Raw genomic sequence first — 16,555 nt, forward strand, 5'->3', positions numbered from 1 at the left:
GACCCGCCCGCCTAGCGCTCCGGGGCTCTGGTTTCGTCTCGGAGATGGACGGATCCTAAATCATTAGCTGAAGATGTAACAGTCTCTTGATGATGTTAAAGCAGTAACCAAGCGGTGCCGGATCTAACACTTTTTTAACACCTTGCAGGCCCTTGAAAAGCTCTACAGCCCTTGCAAGGCGTGGCGTTGAGCCACATGCACGTTCGGCATACAGCTTTAACAGCTTTAACACTTTTTCTGAGGCGGGAAAAAAATCTGTGCGTGCGGGGTGGGCGGTGTCCGAGGGGATTGAAGCGTGGAGTTTTGACCTCCCCCGGGCCTGGCCAGGTGGCCGCGGCTGGGGGTAGAGGCTGTCGCCGACCACCTTCGTACGGTCGCACAGCCTGTCGGGGTTGATTGGAGCCAGGGCACTCACCGACTGATCCCTGTCCTAACTTCCCTTGCGGGGCGCTTAGGCTGCGGTTAACTGAAGCTTGAGAACGGCAGGTGCGGCAAACACGGCAACACCGGCTCGGGCCTCGCCCAGGATCGTCACCATGTTGGTCACGAAGTTGTCGCGGTCATGCTGGCTCACCTGCACCGTCGCCTGCTCTCGATCCAGCACGGCCACCTGGCTCAGATCCATCACCAACGCGGTGCCTTGGGGCATACCGGCGCTCAGCACTACCTGAACGCCCCACAGGTTCAGCGGGCCTGGGTTGCGCGGGTTGCCGATGACATAGTTACCGTCGGCGTCCTTGATGTTGGTCATGCTGAACCAATCCACATGGTTGAGCACGATCACCGAGGCAGCCCAGCCAGCGGCCCCCAGGGACGTTACTGCCTCACCGATGCGATCTACTGCGGTGTTGCCCGTCGTGGAGCTGGGAACGAACAGGGTGGCCTGGGGCAAGATGCCCAGCATGTGGCCGGTAGCGCCGTTGCCGTTCAAAACCTCCTGTTCCACCTTCTGGCTCACGCCATAGGTCAGCAGGTTTGACAGCCGGTTTTGCAAGGCCGGCGCGTCGGCCAACACCTGATTGCTCGCCCGTACCCAGTGGGCGACGGTGCTGATGGTGGCGGTCTTCGGCGTGAACGTGGGGTTCGCCTCGGCCTTAAGATCGCCTTCTTTCTCCTGGACAGCCGCGGTGTTGGTGTAAGCCAGCTGCATGTATTCGAAGCTGCCGGTGGAAACCGGAATGCTTGGCAAGACGTCCAGCAGCGCCAAGGTGGGCTGGGGGTTGTTGTACAGGCCCGGGTCACGCTGAGCGGGAATGTGCAGGTCGCCTGTGGTCAGCGCGGCCTTGCGCAGCACAGCGATGCCGGCGCCTTTGAGCTCGACTCGCCCAGTGGTAGTGGCACCGTTGCGCACCGCGGCCAACTGGTCGGACTTCATGAACGCATCCACTGCGCTTTCACCGCGCCCGAAGGCCTTGGTGTTCAGGTTATCAGCGCCGCCGGCGGCTTTTTGCTCCAGGTCGAACATGCGGGCGGTCAACTGCTTGATGCCCTCCTGGGCTTCGTCGATCTTGTTGCCGATGGCGGCCACGGCGCCGCCGTGTTCTTCAATGGCTTTGGTCAGGATTTCGAGAGACATGGTGTGTTTCCTCAGCGAGCGCGCAGGCTCGCGGTGATGCGTTGGAGTTTGGTCGCGATTGCGACCAGTTCTTCGCTGTCGTCGGCTTGCTCATCGCGAACAAGTGCATTCCAGCCGCCCGCCATGAGCCGTTTGGCTTCACGGGCAGAGAGCCCCAGCGCATCACGCACTGAGCGTTCGAATTCACGAGGATTCGGCTGTACAGGGTCGAACGCCGACTTCACGTTGAGAATGCGGGCATTCGGGTTGGCAGCGATGCCCACCAGGGACACCTCCACCAGGTGCAACTGTTTCAAGTGGCGGGCGCTGTTCACCAGCTCGGCGCCGCCCGGAGCGACGGTGTAACCGATGCTCAGCGCCAGCGCTCCATCCTTGGCTAGGGCATGGGCAGCCTTGGCTTGGGGAACGTCCATGGTGAGCTTGCCGGTGGCCACCAGGCCGTGGCTGTCTTCTTCGAGGCTGGCCCATACACCGATGGGGTTGGCCTGATCGTGCTGCCACAGCAAGGCAGGCCGGGTGCCGGCGCTGGCGTGCTTGGCCAGGCTCTGGGCGAAAGCTCCAGGCAGCACAACATCGCCATGGTGGTCGGGGTCGCCGCCGAAGGTTGAGGCGTAGCCAGTGAACGTGCCGGCTGATTCATCGGCAGCGAATTTGAGACTAAGTGGTGCGGTATAGAAAGGGCGCATAGAGCGAGCTCCAAACTAGCAAATGGGGTTATCTCATTTGCCGCTCGAAACGCATCACGCGCATCTGGACGGGCGCCCCGCACATCACGTACGGGACCGGCAAAGTATACCCCGGAAGTTGAGTGGCGTAGGAGTTACAAACCCATTTCTTTGATGATCTGGGCCTCCCCCTCGCCGCGACCTAATGCGCGCTTTGCCTCGCTTACCATTTCTTCAATAGCGCGCTCTTCGAACTTCCTGGCCATCGCATCGGCCTTGGCTGCAATCCTTTCGGCCAGTTCGCGCGGGAATGCCGGACGGCCTAACATTTGTCGTTTAACACTCATTTTGAAACCTCCCCTTTAACAATTTTGTGGATTGCCCTCTAAGCCGCGCAGTTCGTGGGCTGTAGGGACTTTCGCTAAACCGCGTATCTATCACCTGTCTGCTTGAGAAAGGCACTTTTGGCAGTTTGGTTAGATGGCTCCGATTGGCGCCATCGGTGAATCAGGGGGTATCCTCAAAACCTTGTACACCCCCCATCCGCTTGGCTCGGTACCGATTCCGATTTTCTCGGAAGTCTGCTGCTGGTGATCCACTGTGGCATTTCCTCCACCATCCAAACTTGGATGTACCCCTTTGGGAGATGTCCTGAGATGTGAGGATATCTGCGCGCATCTTCATTTGAGGGCTGCCCCTGGCCACCGGATCTGTACCTCTGCCAGCGCTTCCTCATAGGTGATTGGCTCACACATCATGGTGAACGGCCTGTACCCGGGCGCCAGCACGATCCATGAGCATCGACGCTCGCGCCCATCGTTCGCCGCCAGCTCTGCCAGCAGGGCCAGGCGGTTGGCCTTCACATACTTGCGTACGTCGTCGGTGAGCTTGGATGCGGGCATGATCCGTACCCGCATGCCGTGCTTTTTCGCGGTGAAGCCACGGTCGGTGAGGTAGTCGATGGCGGCCATCACAAGTCCTCCGCATCCTGGAATTCTTCGGCTTCTCCTCCAGCTTCGCGAAGGTGCTCATCCCCTTCGAAGGCGCTCACGTTTTCCCGAAGGCGCTCATCTGCAGGGCTGAGCACCTTCGTGAGCACCTTGGATTTTTCAGCGCCAGCGAAAGGCTGAGGATCGGTGCCCACTCGTGCCATATTTTCTGACTCGTGCCCATTTTCTCTACTCGTGCCCATACCTAAGGCTGGGCACGAGTGGGCATCTGAGGGCACGAGTGGACTTTTGCTGCCGTCCTGGGGCAGGGACCAGTAGGATTTCACATCCCGTTTGTTACCCGTTCTGGCCACCACTACCGAGAGCTTTTCCCGCGCGCGGCGGATCTGTTTCTCGGTGTACCCGTTACGCCGCATCAGCGACTTGGCTTCATTACTTTCCAGCGGGTTGTCGCGCAGGATTCGATACAGGCAGTCGCCTGGATCATCGTAATCCCGCTCCTCTTGCTCACCCGTTTCCTCTACGTCACCCAGGATCTCTCGAGCACTCCCGGCGATGATCTCGCCCCAGGCCACACAGGTCGCATCAATGGGGCCGCGCTTCGTCTGGATGGTCACAGGTTCGATGGTGTAGGACACGCCTCCCTCATCGGTGCCAATGTTCGACTTGGCGCGCGCCAGCACTCGCTGATCCGAATTTTCCTGCTTGGCGGCTACCAGCACCGTACGGGCAAGGGCGGAGAAGGCTTGCGAGCCCACAACACGCTCAGCGGGCGAGCCGCCGGCCGTGCCCTTGGCAAAGTGGGAGATACCCACCACCGCGCAGCCGTAAGCCTCGGCCAGGTCCACCACACCTTGCAGTGCCCGGCGCACGTCATTGGCCTTGTGCATGTCGCCCTTCACGGCGCTGACAATCGGGTCGAGCATCAGCAGCGCCAAGCCGCCCAGCTCATCGGCCGTGGCGCGCAGCAGCTCCATATCGTTGGCTGGGTCGAACGGATCGTGCTCGCCCTGGGCGTTGATGCGCCCCTGGATGATGTGTACGCGACGCAGATCGGCGCCAGCCGCCGCCAGCCGTGGAATCAGCGTATCGGCCGGATCATCTTCGCTCGACCAGATCAGGGCATTCCCCGGCTCGGTACAAGGGCTGCCGTCCGGCCAGCGCCCGCCACTCGTAAGCGTGGCGATCAGGCCCAGCAGCAGGGTGGTTTTTCCCGTACCGCCGGCGCCCGCCAGGATGTGAAGTTTTCCCTTGGCCAGCCAGTCCGGCCACAGCCAGCGGATGGCCACCGGCTCGATGTCGGCGGCGCATACGGTTTTGACTTTCCACAGCGCAGGCTTCGCGGGTGGCCGGGTTGGCATGGTCATAATGTTGTCCCGCTGGGTCATTGGGCCGCTCTCCATACGTGCAGGTCGTTGAAGTCGGTAAGGCTTGCCGGGCAATCGTCCGGCCAGTCAGGGAAGGCCACCAGGGCGCTGGCGGCGTGCGCGGCATCCTCCGCGGCGGCGCGCCCCGGGTTGCCATCGGTCAGACGGTCATCATCGCCAGCCACGATCATCACCACGCCGGGATACCTGGCGCGCAGCGCGACTGCGGCGGCCTTCAGATTGCCCGCGTTCATCGCGCAGGCCACGGTGTACCCCAGGTCCATCAACGTCGCGCCAGTGGCCCAGCCTTCGCACACCAGCAGCGGTTTTTTTCCGTTGATATTGCCCAGGGGCGAATAGGTGCCACGGATGCGCCCGCCAAACAGGAAGCGCTTGCTGCCGTCCGGTCGAATGCGCTGCAGGTTCACCAGTTCGCCATCGGCGTACAGCGGTATCAGCAGCTCAGCGCCGCGCTGGCGCAGGGAGTAGGGCCGAATGCGCTTGCGCACCAGGTACGGGTGGGCTGGATCGGCGCGGCGGGCATCACGCCACAGCCGCGCCGCGTATTCAGCCGCGGCCAACTGGCGGCGCCGGCGTTCGGCGTCACGCTTGGCAACCGCCTGGGCGATCTGCTCGCGCATTGCCTTGGCTTCGCAGGCATCCGCCGGTTCGCGGCTCGACCAGGTGCGGCTTTCGCCAGTCTTCCATGAGCCAAAAGCGCCAGCGGCCAGGCCATCGGCATGAAGCACGTACCAGCCGTTGCGGCTGCCGGGACGATCCTCAGGAACCCGGAAGCGATGTAGTTCGCCATCCGCTACAGGCACGAAAGAGAGCAGCCCAAAGTTCTGTTGCAGAACTTGCAGAAAGACCAGTTCAGCATTATTCAGGCAAGCCGATCCCGTCGGCGCAATTGCGCCGTTTTTGATTTCCATGTTTAACCCCTGCGCCGAGTATCTAGGCGATGAATACGGCGCCGTTGCCGTGAGCGTTCGATCAAAGCTGGAGAAACCTTTGGCCCAACAAAGGCCGTTAGCTGTTCGGATTCCAACATGCTTTGTGGAATCCACCGGTACTGGCCTGCGGGAAGTACTCGTGGGCTGCGTCGTTGGCGTGGAATGTACTTGTCGAGCAATTCCATGGCTTCGGCAACTTCGCGCTGTACCCGCTTTCCGTTCTCGCAGAGTGGTACCGGCTCACCTGGACGAATGCGTGACCAGGCGAAACGATCCGCCAGTACTTCATTCACGCTTGAAATGACACGCTCGCATCGGGCGCGAGCCTCCAGATCCTCGATCTTGAAAATATCGAAAGGGAAGTGATTATCCCGAAAGTGCCCAATCTCATGGGCAACGATAAAGGGGAACACTTCGTGATCTTCCAACTGGCTCCAGTCGATCTCGGGGCGCACCGCACGGCGGAGCCTGGCAGCATTGACCGTAGTTGCCACCTCAATAACCACATTCTCCCGCATGCGGGCTTCATTGGAAGTGGCATCGTCATGAATGCCCAGTGCCCAGGGCGTGAACAGTCCCCAGTTGCCCCTCAGTTGGGCAACGCTGGCAAGGCTCAGGCAGCAGCCGTCCTGCTTGGCCACTTCCGCAAGCTGGCGGTACTGGGTACGGGTGAGGCGCAGGGTGGTATCAGTTTTCATTGGGCACCCCCGGCGTTCTCCAGGGTGCGAGCGATTGCAATGTGGTGGTTGTAGCGGCGCAGGCGAACGGATCCGGAGGAGTTGGCGCGCAGAGCAGCGAGAGCCATTGCTCGGTGGGCAGCGGCCCGTATTTTGGACGGATTGAGGGTGGTCATGGTGGACTCCAATTTCAGTTTGGAGCTGTCACCGTCCTTCTCACGGGATTGGGTGGCAGCCGTACGCGGGGTGAGAAACCGGGGAAATTGGAACCCGGCCAGGCCGAAGCCTGCCCACGCACGGCCGCCATAACACGAATCTGCGGGCGTAAAAAAAGCGCCTGCAAATGGAATGGGGGCGCTGTTGCGCCAATTTCTCCACGGGTTCTCACGCCCGGTCGCTGAACTTGCAGCGACGGCGTGACGATAACCGGAGAGCTGGCGCAACGCAAGCGCGAGTATCATTCGCCTGTCGTGATAGCGCAAGGCCATCTTTTCGCCGGAATCGGCTACTCGTGCCCTCAGATGCCCACTCGTGCCCAGCCTTAGGTATGGGCACGAGTAGAGAAAATGGGCACGAGTAAGATAAAAGGGCATGAGAAGGCGCTCACGAAGGTGCTCAGCCTTTTCGTTGAACACCTTGAGCGCCTTCGAGGTTTTCTTGAGCATCTTCGGGGCAGCCATTAGGCAGCTTCCCCTCGAGATTCGGCAATGCGCTCATCGCACCAAGCCAGTACCTCAGCCTCCACCCAGACAACGGACTTAGGGCCTAGCGTCACTTGCTTGGGGAAGGTACCGGCGGCCACCCGGCGATAAATCTCGGTGCAGGAGAGGCCGGTGATCGCCTCCACTTCCTGGCGCTTGATGAACCGGCGAGCTGGCGCGGTGGTGTTGGTAGGCTTTGCCATTGTCTGCGCCTCCTAGGGCGGTATGGGTAATCGACGATGGCAATGCTGGGGGATCTGGCAGGTTTAGAAAATTTGGCGCTCGTTACGGAAAATAGATTATCCGTTACGGAAAATAGGATATCCGTTACGCAGAACGCTTTTTAGGCCGGCCCTTTGCCTTGGCATATTCCGGCGCGACGCTCCTGATCCAGACACGAACGCGCGCAGCATGTTCTGGCAACTGGGCGGAATGCCCTTCGTCTACAAGACGGGCCCATACCATATCGGCCATCTCGCTTGTTTTGATTTCGTTAGAAAGGTCGTCGGCCCACATTTCAGAAGCGATCTGTTTCGCCCTCTCGATGATCGCGTTCTTGGTTTTGTTTCCTTCGATCAACGGCTTTAGCCTCAGAATTTCAGTGCTGATTGAGGCGCAAGCTATCTCGTTGGATGCATCCATCAGAGCAAGCAAAAGCGGCGTAAAACACCACCGAATCTGCTCGCTAAGCCCATTATGTTCCTTGGAGACATGTTCCAAGCCTTGGAATGCAATTTCAATAAGATCCTGATCTGTTCCTTGGTCGCGAGACTGTATGAGTAATCTCGTAATGTATTTCAAATCGTCGAAGTTCATAGGCTCATCATTAGCCAGTGACTTATTTATTATTCTCATGGCATCACTGAAAACCGGCGCAAACCTTTTCCCGGTCGGTGTAAATCTCTCGTCCATTACGCCCTCCTGATGGAAACCACATTCGCGCCAGCGCAGAGCGCGTCGATTGAATCAGCCCACGCTTGCATCATTCCCCGGCGCTGCTCCAGGTAGCTGGCATGGTTGTAGGTGTCGCGGATGGAATCCTGATCGCCGTGCGCTAGCTGGCGCTCGATCCAATCCCGGTTATAGCCGCGGCTGTTCAAGCTGGTGCTGAGCAGGTGGCGGAAGCCGTGGCCGGTCTGTCTGTCCTCATACCCCATTACCGAGAGCACCTTGTTGACCGTGTTCTCGCTCATGGGTCGGGATCGATCATTGCGGCCTGGAAAGATCAGTGGGTAGCTACCAGTGATTTCGTGGAGCGTGCGCAGGATAGCGACGGCTTGGCGGGGCAGGGGGACTATATGCGGGCGCCTTGCCTTCATCCTCGCCGCAGGGATCGTCCAGGTTGCCGCCTCCAGGTCGAACTCATCCCATGGGGCGTTCCGCAGCTCTCCAGGGCGCACGGCGGTAAGCAGCAATAGGCGTATAGCGTACCGAGTCGTCACGTCGCACTTGGCGGCCTCCAGCTTTTCGAGCAGCTCAGGCAGCTCCGCCTCCGATACATGAGGATGATGGCGAGTGCGCGGCGCGTGCGCGGCTACCACGTCCAGATCGGTGGCAGGATTCGCTGGCACCACGCCCTTGGCCAAGCCAAAGCGGAAAATCTGGCTCAGCCACTGGCGAACCTTGCGAGCTACATTAAACGCCTGGCGCTTTTCGATCCTTCGCACCAGGTCTACCAGCTCGGGGCGTGTCACTTCAGCGGCCGGCCGAGCGCCGATCACCGGGTAAATGTCGCTCTCTAGGTACTGCTGAGCCTTGTTAGCCGTAGCGGATGCCCAGCGAGGCTGGTTGTACGCAAACCACTCCCTGGCCAGAGCTTCCATCGTGAGCACTTGGGCAGCCGCTGCGGCTTTTTCCTGCTGTTTGTAGGCGCTGGGATCTATGCCTTGTGCAAGCAGCTTGCGTGCGGCGTCGCGGCGCTCCCGGGCCTGCGCCAGCGTTACAGCCGGGTACTGGCCAAGGCCCAGCATCTTGGCCTTGGCATCAAACCGGTACCGCAGGCGCCACAGCTTGCCGCCAGCAGTAGTGATTTCCAAGCACAGGCCTTGGGCATCAGCCAGCCTGTAGAGCTTTTCACGGGGTTTTGCGGTGCGTATGGCGGTATCGGTGAGCGCCAAGGTGGTTATCCTTGCAAGTGCGGCGCGCCGGGGTATGGCGGCAAAATGTGAGTAGGATTGGAGACCGAACTCGGCCTACTCACAAATCTACTCACATCGCATTGTGCTTACAAGGGAACCACTGGGAACTGTGGGCACAAAAAAACCGGCTCAGTGGCCGGTTTCTCTGGTGTTCCGGGTCCTTTTGGGACCTCTTGGAACATTTACATGGTGCCCCGAGGGAGACTCGAACTCCCACTCCTTTCGAAAACGGATTTTGAATCCGCCGCGTCTACCAATTCCGCCATCAGGGCTTGCTGGCGGCGAAGTATAGAGAGCCTTTGGGCGTCGGTCAATCAGCTTTCATGGTCATAAACGCATAATTCCGCTAGACTTTCTCACCCTGCTGATCCCTCCTTGTGCTCACTATGCGTGTCGCTGATTTCGCCTTTGACCTTCCCGATGCCCTGATCGCCCGCCATCCGCTGGCGCAGCGGCGCGCCAGCCGGTTGCTGGTGCTCGATGGCCCCACGGGCGAGCTGGCCCACCGTCAGTTCGCCGACCTGCTGGAATACCTGCGCCCTGGCGACCTGATGGTGTTCAACAACACCCGGGTGATTCCCGCGCGGCTGTTTGGCCAGAAGGCCAGCGGCGGCAAGCTGGAAGTACTGGTCGAGCGGGTGTTGAGCAGCCACTCGGTGCTGGCCCATGTACGGGCGAGCAAGGCGCCCAAGCCCGGAACGGCCATCCTGATCGAGGGCGGCGGCCAGGCCGAAATGATCGCCCGGCACGATACGCTCTTCGAGCTGCGCTTCGACGAGCCGGTATTGCCGTTGTTGGAGCGGGTGGGTCACATGCCGCTGCCGCCTTATATAGACCGCCCGGATGAAACCGCCGACCGTGAGCGTTACCAGACGGTCTATGCCCAGCATGCCGGGGCCGTGGCCGCGCCCACCGCCGGTTTGCACTTCGACGAGCCGCTGCTCGAGGCAATCCGCGCCAAGGGCGTGGACACCGCCTTCGTTACCCTGCATGTGGGCGCTGGCACCTTCCAGCCCGTGCGGGTGGAGCGCATCGAAGATCACCAGATGCATAAGGAGTGGCTGGCCGTCGGCGAAGAGGTAGTGGAAGCCGTGAACGCCTGCAAGGCCAGGGGAGGGCGGGTGATCGCCGTCGGCACCACCAGCGTGCGTTCCCTGGAAAGCGCCGCGCGGGATGGCCAGCTCAAGCCCTTCAGCGGCGATACGGACATCTTCCTCTATCCCGGTCGGCCCTTCCACGTGGTGGACGCCCTGGTCACCAATTTCCACCTGCCCGAGTCCACGCTGCTGATGCTGGTTTCGGCTTTCGCCGGTTATCCCCAGACCATGGCCGCCTACGCCGCCGCCATTGCCGGGGAGTATCGCTTCTTCAGTTACGGTGATGCCATGTTCATCACCCGCAATCCGGCGCCGGAAGGTCCTCAGGGCAGCGCCGACGAGGATCATCCATGAGTCGCACCTGTCGTATGCAATTCGAGCTGCTAGCCACCGACGGCAAGGCCCGTCGAGGGCGCCTGACGTTCCCCCGGGGCACGGTGGAAACCCCGGCGTTCATGCCGGTGGGTACCTATGGCACGGTCAAGGGCATGCTGCCCCGGGACATCGAAGCCATTGGCGCCGAGATCATCCTGGGCAATACCTTCCACCTGTGGCTGCGCCCTGGTACCGAGGTGATCAAGGCCCACGGCGACCTTCACGATTTCATGCAGTGGAAAGGTCCGATCCTCACCGACTCCGGCGGCTTCCAGGTGTTCAGCCTTGGCGCGATGCGCAAGATCAAGGAAGAAGGCGTGACCTTCGCCTCCCCGGTCGATGGCTCGAAGGTGTTCATGGGGCCGGAAGAGTCCATGCAGGTCCAGCGCGACCTGGGCTCGGACATCGTGATGATCTTCGACGAATGCACCCCTTATCCGGCCAGCCATGATGTGGCCCGGGCTTCCATGGAGCTGTCCCTGCGCTGGGCGCAGCGTTCCAAGGACGCCCATGGCGACAATACCGCGGCGCTGTTCGGCATCGTTCAAGGGGGCATGCATGAAGACTTGCGCCTGCGCTCCCTGGAAGGCCTGGAAAAGATTGGCTTCGATGGCCTGGCCATCGGTGGCCTCTCCGTGGGCGAGCCGAAGGAAGAAATGATCAAGGTGCTGGACTACCTGCCCGGACATTTGCCAGCGGACAAACCTCGTTACCTTATGGGGGTTGGCAAACCCGAAGACCTCGTTGAGGGTGTGCGCCGAGGCGTCGACATGTTCGATTGCGTAATGCCCACTCGCAATGCGCGTAATGGACACCTGTTCATCGATACCGGCGTGATCAAGATCCGTAACGCGGTTCATCGTCACGACGATTCGCCGCTGGACCCGACCTGCGATTGCTACACCTGCCGCAACTTCTCCCGCGCCTATCTGCATCATCTGGATAAATGCGGCGAAATGCTGAGCAGCATGCTCAATACCATCCATAACTTGCGCCATTATCAGCGCCTGATGGCTGGTTTGCGCGAGGCAATCCAACAGGGTAAATTGGCCGCCTTTGTCGACGCCTTCTATGCCCGGCGCGGCCTGCCCGTGCCGTCTCTGGACCCCCTTTAATAATTGACGAAAAACGTCGAATGGAGCGCTGAATGAGCTTTCTGATCCCCGCCGCCTACGCGGACGCCGCAGCACCGGCCGCTGGCCCCGCCGGTACCGGCTTCGAATGGATTTTCCTGGTCGGCTTCCTGGTGATCTTCTACTTCATGATCTGGCGCCCTCAAGCCAAGCGTGCCAAGGAGCAGAAGAATCTGCTCGGCGGCCTGCAGAAGGGTGATGAAGTGGTGACCACCGGTGGTATCGCCGGGAAGATCGTCAAGGTCAGCGATGACTTCGTGGTACTGGAAGTCTCCGACAGTGTAGAGCTGAAATTCCAGAAGGGTGCGGTTGCCGCCACCCTGCCCAAGGGCACGCTGAAAGCGATCTGATCCAAGTCTTTTACCTTGGCGGGGCGCGCAACGCGCTCCGCGTTTGAACGGGCGGCGTGATGCTGAACAAATACCCTTTGTGGAAATACATTCTGATCGTGGCGGTGCTCGCGGTCGGCTTTATCTATTCCGCACCCAACCTTTATCCGGACGACCCGGCGATCCAGCTGTCCGGCGCCAGCACCGCGCTGCAGGTCGGCCAGGCTGACCTGGACAAGGCCAGCAAGGCTCTCGCCGACGCAGGCATCACCGTCAAGGCCGCGAGCCTGGCTGACAATGGCAAGGGCGGCCTGCTGCGCCTGACCCGTCAGGAAGATCAGCTGCCAGCCAAGGACATCGTGCGCAAGGCGCTGGGGGACGACTATGTAGTGGCCGTGAACCTGGCGCGGACTACGCCCCAGTGGTTGCGCAACCTGGGCGCCAGCCCGATGAAGCTGGGCCTGGACCTGTCTGGCGGTGTCCACTTCCTGTTGGAAGTGGACATGGACAAAGCCCTCGACGCCCGCCTGAAGGTATACGAAGGGGAAGTGAAGACCTTGCTGCGCAAGGAAAAAGTCCGTTACCGCAGCTTGCCCCAGCAGGATGGCGGCATCATGCTGGGCTTCAGCGACGATTCCACCCGCGACCAGGCCCGTGACCTGATCCGCAAGAATTTCAACGATTTCGACCTTGCCGCCACCGAGCGTAACGAGCTGGCGGTACTGCGCCTGGCGCTTACCCAGGCCAAGGTATCGGAAATCCGTGACTACGCCATCAAGCAGAACCTCACCACCGTGCGCAACCGGGTGAACGAACTGGGCGTGGCCGAGCCCCTGGTGCAGCGCCAGGGTGCCAATCGCATCGTGGTCGAACTGCCGGGCGTGCAGGACACCGCCGAAGCCAAGCGCATCCTGGGCAAGACCGCCAACCTGGAGTTCCGCCTGGCAGCCGGCCCGGATGATACCCGCGCCACCACCGAGCAGTTCGAGTTCCGCGAAGGCAATCGGCCTCCAGCGGCGGTTGAGCGTGGGCTGATCATCACCGGCGACCAGGTCACCGACGCTCAGGCCAGCTATGACGAGCATGGCCAGCCCCAGGTGAACATCCGTCTGGACGGCCATGGCGGCGACCTGATGAGCCGGGCAACCCGCACCAACGTCGGGCGCGGGATGGCAGTGATCTTCATCGAACAGAAGCCGACCACCAAATACGTCAAGCAGGTGGTCGATGGCGTAGAGAAGGAAGTCGCGGTTCCGAGCTTCACCGAAGAGAAGAAAATCATCAGCCTGGCGACCATCCAGTCTCCGCTGGGCAGCCAGTTCCGCATCACGGGCCTGAACGGCCAGGGCGAGTCCTCCGAGCTGGCGCTGTTGCTGCGCGCCGGTGGCCTGGCCGCGCCCATGTACTTTGCCGAAGAGCGCACCATCGGCCCGAGTCTTGGCGCGGACAACATCGCCAAGGGCGTGCACGCGGCCTTGTGGGGCATGCTCTTCGTGTCGCTGTTCATCATCGCCATCTACCGCTTCTTCGGCCTGATCGCGACCGTGGCCCTGGCCTTCAACATGGTCTTGCTGCTGGCGCTGATGTCGCTGCTGGGAGCTACCCTGACCCTGCCAGGCATCGCCGGTATCGTGCTGACCATGGGCATGGCGGTGGATGCCAACGTGCTGATCTTCTCGCGAATTCGTGAAGAGATCGCCGCCGGCATGAGCCCTCAGCGGGCTATCCACGAAGGCTTCAACCGAGCCTACACGGCGATCATCGATGCCAACCTCACCAGCCTGCTGGTAGGCGCGATTCTCTTCGCCATGGGTACCGGCCCGGTGAAAGGCTTCGCCGTGACCATGTCCCTCGGGATCTTTACCTCGATGTTCACCGCCATCATGGTGACCCGCGCGATGATCAACCTGATCTACGGCGGTCGTGACATCAAGAAGCTGTGGATTTGAGGCCACTGCCATGAAAAAGACCATCAACTTCATGGGCGTGCGCAACCTAGCGTTCGCCGTCACCGTGTTCCTTAGCTTGCTGGCGCTGTTCAGCTGGTTCTACAAGGGTCTCAACTTTGGCCTGGACTTCACCGGGGGTACGCTCATCGAGCTGACCTACGAGAAGCCGGCCGACCTGGGCAATCTGCGTGGCGAACTGGCCGGGGCGGGCTTTCACGAGGCCGTGGTGCAGAGCTTCGGCGCGGCCACCGACGTGCTGGTGCGCATGCCGGGCGAAGATCCGCAGATCGGTAGCGAAGTGGCCGACGCCCTGCGCAAGGTCAGCGGCGACAACCCGGTCACCGTCAAGCGGGTCGAGTTCGTCGGTCCGCAGGTAGGTGAAGAGCTGCGCGATCAGGGCGGCCTCGGCATGCTCCTGGCCCTGGGCGGCGTGCTGGTGTACCTGGCGTTCCGCTTTCAGTGGAAGTTCGCGGTCGGCGCTATCGTCTCGCTGATCCACGACGTGGTTGTTACGCTGGGGATCCTCTCGTTCTTCCAGGTGACCTTCGACCTTACCGTCCTGGCGGCGGTACTGGCGATCATCGGCTACTCGCTCAACGACACCATCGTGGTGTTCGACCGGGTGCGGGAAAACTTCCGAGTGATGCGCAAGGCTTCGTTGATCGAGAACATCAACGTGTCCACTACCCAGACCCTGCTGCGGACCATCGCTACCTCGGTGTCGACCCTGCTGGCCATTGGCGCCTTGCTGCTGTTCGGTGGCGACAACCTGTTCGGCTTCTCCCTCGCCTTGTTCATCGGGGTCATGGCCGGTACCTACTCGTCCATCTACATCGCCAACGTGGTGTTGATCTGGCTGAACCTGACCAGTGAAGACCTCATCCCGCCCGCCACCAAGGAAGCAGTAGACGACCGTCCTTGAGCTGTCGGCATCTGTCTGGGTGCCACTAAGTCATTGAAAACCGAAGGAAGGTGAACTTCCTTCGGTTTTTTCGTTCCAAGGCTGGGAGAATCGCGAGGCCATAACGTCTGCCTCGCCATCAGGAGGTTCCCGTGAACAAGTCGTTGCTGATCGGTGCAGTATTGGGTGCTGTCGGTGTTACCGCCGGGGGTGCTGTTGCAACCTACAGCCTCGTGAAAGACAAGGGTCCGGAATATGCGCAGGTGTTGGCGGCCGAGCCCATCAATGAAAAAATCAAGACGCCACGCCAGGTATGCCAGGATGTGACTGTCACTCATCGCCGTCCGGTGCAGGACCAGCATCAGATCGTCGGTAGTGTGCTGGGCGCGGTCGCGGGCGGCTTGCTCGGCAACCAGGTGGGTGGTGGTACCGGCAAGAAGATCGCCACTGTAGCCGGCGCTGTGGGTGGCGGCTATGCCGGCAACAAGGTGCAGGAGCACATGCAGGCTGGCGACACCTACACGACCACTGAACAGCGTTGCAGCACCGTCAATGACGTGAGCGACAAGCTGGTTGGCTATAACGTCAAATATCAGCTCAATGGCCAGGTGGGCAGCGTGCGCATGGATCACAACCCGGGCGCTCAGATTCCGGTGAACAAGGAAGGTCAGTTGGTGCTGACCCAGGCCCCGGCGCAGTAAACCCTGGGAGCTAGCGAAGGGTTAGGTAGGCCGGTCAGTTGTATCCGCTTCGCTAGCCACGGCAAGGCCGGGATTCAGGCATAAAAAAAGCACTCGATGAGTGCTTTTTTATGCCTGTCGACCGATCAGCGCTTCATGGTCGGCGGCAGGTGCGGCTGGATAGCGGTGAGCACGGCCTTGAAGCACTTGGTATTACCCGCCACGATATGGCCCTTTTCCAGGAATTCATGACCGCCGGTGAAGTCGCTGACCAGGCCGCCCGCTTCCTGGATCAGCAGCGCGCCCGCGGCCATGTCCCATTCCGAAAGTCCAGACTCCCAGAAGGCGTCGAAGCGGCCGGCGGCCACGTAGGCCAGGTCCAGGCTGGCGGCGCCCGCGCGGCGGATCCCGGCGGTTTGGCCAACCAGGCTGCGGAACATGCCTAGGTAGTTGTCCAGGTAGTCCATCTGGTTGTCACGGAACGGGAAGCCTGTTCCCAGTAGGGCGCCTTCGAGGCCGCGACGGGCGCTGACCCGGATGCGACGACCATTGACGGCGGCGCCACGGCCGCGGCTGGCGGTGAATTCTTCCTGGCGGACCGGATCCAGTACCACGGCGTGTTCCAGACGGCCGCGGTACTTGCACGCGATGCTCACGGCGAAGTGGGGTACGCCACGCACGAAGTTGGTGGTGCCATCGAGGGGGTCGATGATCCACAGGTAGTCTTCGCCTTCGCCGCTACCGGCGTGCAGGCCACTTTCCTCGCCGAGGATGCCGTGATTCGGGTAAGCCTTGCGCAGCGCGGTGACGATGGCCTGCTCAGCGGCGCGGTCCACTTCGCTGACGTAATCCTTGGCGTCTTTTTCATCGACCTTGATGCTATCCAGCCGCTCGATGGAGCGGAAGATCAGTTCACTGGCGCTGCGGGCGGCGCGCAGCGCGATATTCAGCATGGGCTGCATGGACGTTCTTTCACCTGGTCATTTAAAAAGAGCCGGGCATTCTACCAGAAAAGCGGCCACTAAGAAGTGGGCCATCGGCCTTCATGGCGTTGCTTTCGTCGC

At 61.0% G+C, this 16,555-nt stretch carries 18 protein-coding genes and 1 tRNA gene; 6 read left to right on the top strand and 13 right to left on the bottom strand.

Annotated features, from left to right (window positions below; genetic code table 11):
- Window positions 1-451: 451 nt before the first annotated feature.
- The 12 genes from BN1188_RS13100 to BN1188_RS13150 form a co-directional block, all read right to left on the bottom strand.
- Complete coding sequence (locus BN1188_RS13100) at window positions 452-1,576, bottom strand: phage major capsid protein (RefSeq protein WP_040261906.1); 1,125 nt, start codon at window positions 1,574-1,576, stop codon at window positions 452-454.
- 11 nt (window positions 1,577-1,587) lie between these two features.
- The gene (locus BN1188_RS13105) at window positions 1,588-2,262 is read right to left on the bottom strand and encodes an HK97 family phage prohead protease (RefSeq protein ID WP_040261907.1); all 675 of its coding nucleotides are present in this window, start codon (window positions 2,260-2,262) and stop codon (window positions 1,588-1,590) included.
- A 134-nt stretch (window positions 2,263-2,396) separates the two neighbouring features.
- Window positions 2,397-2,588, bottom strand: a complete 192-nt coding sequence (locus BN1188_RS21500; protein ID WP_040261908.1) for a hypothetical protein — start codon at window positions 2,586-2,588, stop codon at window positions 2,397-2,399.
- Window positions 2,589-2,921: 333 nt separating this feature from the next.
- The gene (locus BN1188_RS13110) at window positions 2,922-3,212 is read right to left on the bottom strand and encodes a hypothetical protein (RefSeq protein WP_040261909.1); all 291 of its coding nucleotides are present in this window, start codon (window positions 3,210-3,212) and stop codon (window positions 2,922-2,924) included.
- On the bottom strand, window positions 3,212-4,558 hold the full coding sequence (locus tag BN1188_RS13115; RefSeq protein WP_232430925.1) for an AAA family ATPase: 1,347 nt from the start codon (window positions 4,556-4,558) through the stop codon (window positions 3,212-3,214). Before BN1188_RS13115 ends, BN1188_RS13110 begins: the two co-directional genes overlap by 1 nt.
- Window positions 4,559-4,575: 17 nt before the next feature.
- On the bottom strand, window positions 4,576-5,490 hold the full coding sequence (locus BN1188_RS13120) for a toprim domain-containing protein (RefSeq protein WP_232430926.1): 915 nt from the start codon (window positions 5,488-5,490) through the stop codon (window positions 4,576-4,578).
- Between the two features lie 2 nt (window positions 5,491-5,492).
- Window positions 5,493-6,209: a hypothetical protein gene (locus BN1188_RS13125; protein WP_040261910.1), complete on the bottom strand. Its 717-nt coding sequence runs from the start codon at window positions 6,207-6,209 to the stop codon at window positions 5,493-5,495.
- The gene (locus BN1188_RS13130) at window positions 6,206-6,853 is read right to left on the bottom strand and encodes a hypothetical protein (protein WP_148485251.1); all 648 of its coding nucleotides are present in this window, start codon (window positions 6,851-6,853) and stop codon (window positions 6,206-6,208) included. Before BN1188_RS13130 ends, BN1188_RS13125 begins: the two co-directional genes overlap by 4 nt.
- A gap of 14 nt (window positions 6,854-6,867) precedes the next feature.
- The gene (locus tag BN1188_RS13135; RefSeq protein WP_040261912.1) at window positions 6,868-7,092 is read right to left on the bottom strand and encodes a helix-turn-helix transcriptional regulator; all 225 of its coding nucleotides are present in this window, start codon (window positions 7,090-7,092) and stop codon (window positions 6,868-6,870) included.
- Between the two features lie 124 nt (window positions 7,093-7,216).
- A complete protein-coding gene (locus tag BN1188_RS13140; RefSeq protein WP_040261913.1) occupies window positions 7,217-7,801 on the bottom strand; it encodes a hypothetical protein in 585 nt (194 codons plus the stop codon).
- The gene (locus BN1188_RS13145) at window positions 7,801-9,006 is read right to left on the bottom strand and encodes a tyrosine-type recombinase/integrase (protein WP_040261914.1); all 1,206 of its coding nucleotides are present in this window, start codon (window positions 9,004-9,006) and stop codon (window positions 7,801-7,803) included. Before BN1188_RS13145 ends, BN1188_RS13140 begins: the two co-directional genes overlap by 1 nt.
- Window positions 9,007-9,214: 208 nt before the next feature.
- A tRNA-Leu gene (locus BN1188_RS13150) sits at window positions 9,215-9,299 on the bottom strand.
- Window positions 9,300-9,413: 114 nt separating this feature from the next.
- Between BN1188_RS13150 and queA the strand changes: the two genes are divergently transcribed.
- The 6 genes from queA to BN1188_RS13180 all read left to right on the top strand — a co-directional run bounded on the left by queA (window position 9,414) and on the right by BN1188_RS13180 (window position 15,512).
- Window positions 9,414-10,478, top strand: coding sequence for a tRNA preQ1(34) S-adenosylmethionine ribosyltransferase-isomerase QueA (gene queA / locus BN1188_RS13155; RefSeq protein ID WP_040261915.1), 1,065 nt, complete (start codon window positions 9,414-9,416; stop codon window positions 10,476-10,478).
- Between the two features lie 14 nt (window positions 10,479-10,492).
- Entirely contained in the window at window positions 10,493-11,614 is a 1,122-nt protein-coding gene (gene tgt / locus BN1188_RS13160; RefSeq protein WP_187375347.1) for a tRNA guanosine(34) transglycosylase Tgt, read from the top strand.
- Window positions 11,615-11,646: 32 nt separating this feature from the next.
- Window positions 11,647-11,982 (top strand): preprotein translocase subunit YajC, encoded by a 336-nt coding sequence (gene yajC / locus BN1188_RS13165; protein WP_040261917.1) that lies wholly within the window; start codon window positions 11,647-11,649, stop codon window positions 11,980-11,982.
- Between the two features lie 59 nt (window positions 11,983-12,041).
- The gene (secD, locus tag BN1188_RS13170; RefSeq protein WP_040261918.1) at window positions 12,042-13,910 is read left to right on the top strand and encodes a protein translocase subunit SecD; all 1,869 of its coding nucleotides are present in this window, start codon (window positions 12,042-12,044) and stop codon (window positions 13,908-13,910) included.
- A 10-nt stretch (window positions 13,911-13,920) separates the two neighbouring features.
- The gene (gene secF, locus BN1188_RS13175; protein WP_040261919.1) at window positions 13,921-14,832 is read left to right on the top strand and encodes a protein translocase subunit SecF; all 912 of its coding nucleotides are present in this window, start codon (window positions 13,921-13,923) and stop codon (window positions 14,830-14,832) included.
- Between the two features lie 131 nt (window positions 14,833-14,963).
- Window positions 14,964-15,512 carry a glycine zipper 2TM domain-containing protein gene (locus BN1188_RS13180; RefSeq protein ID WP_040261920.1) on the top strand — a complete coding sequence of 183 codons (549 nt, stop codon included), beginning with the start codon at window positions 14,964-14,966 and terminating at the stop codon, window positions 15,510-15,512.
- Between the two features lie 125 nt (window positions 15,513-15,637).
- On the opposite strand, the gene suhB is transcribed toward BN1188_RS13180, so the two are convergent.
- A complete protein-coding gene (gene suhB / locus BN1188_RS13185) occupies window positions 15,638-16,453 on the bottom strand; it encodes a type III secretion system regulator SuhB (protein WP_040261921.1) in 816 nt (271 codons plus the stop codon).
- Between the last annotated feature and the right edge of the window lie 102 nt (window positions 16,454-16,555).

Origin of the sequence: Pseudomonas massiliensis, from assembly GCF_000826105.1 — a bacterium.
Classification (GTDB): domain Bacteria; phylum Pseudomonadota; class Gammaproteobacteria; order Pseudomonadales; family Pseudomonadaceae; genus Aquipseudomonas; species Aquipseudomonas massiliensis.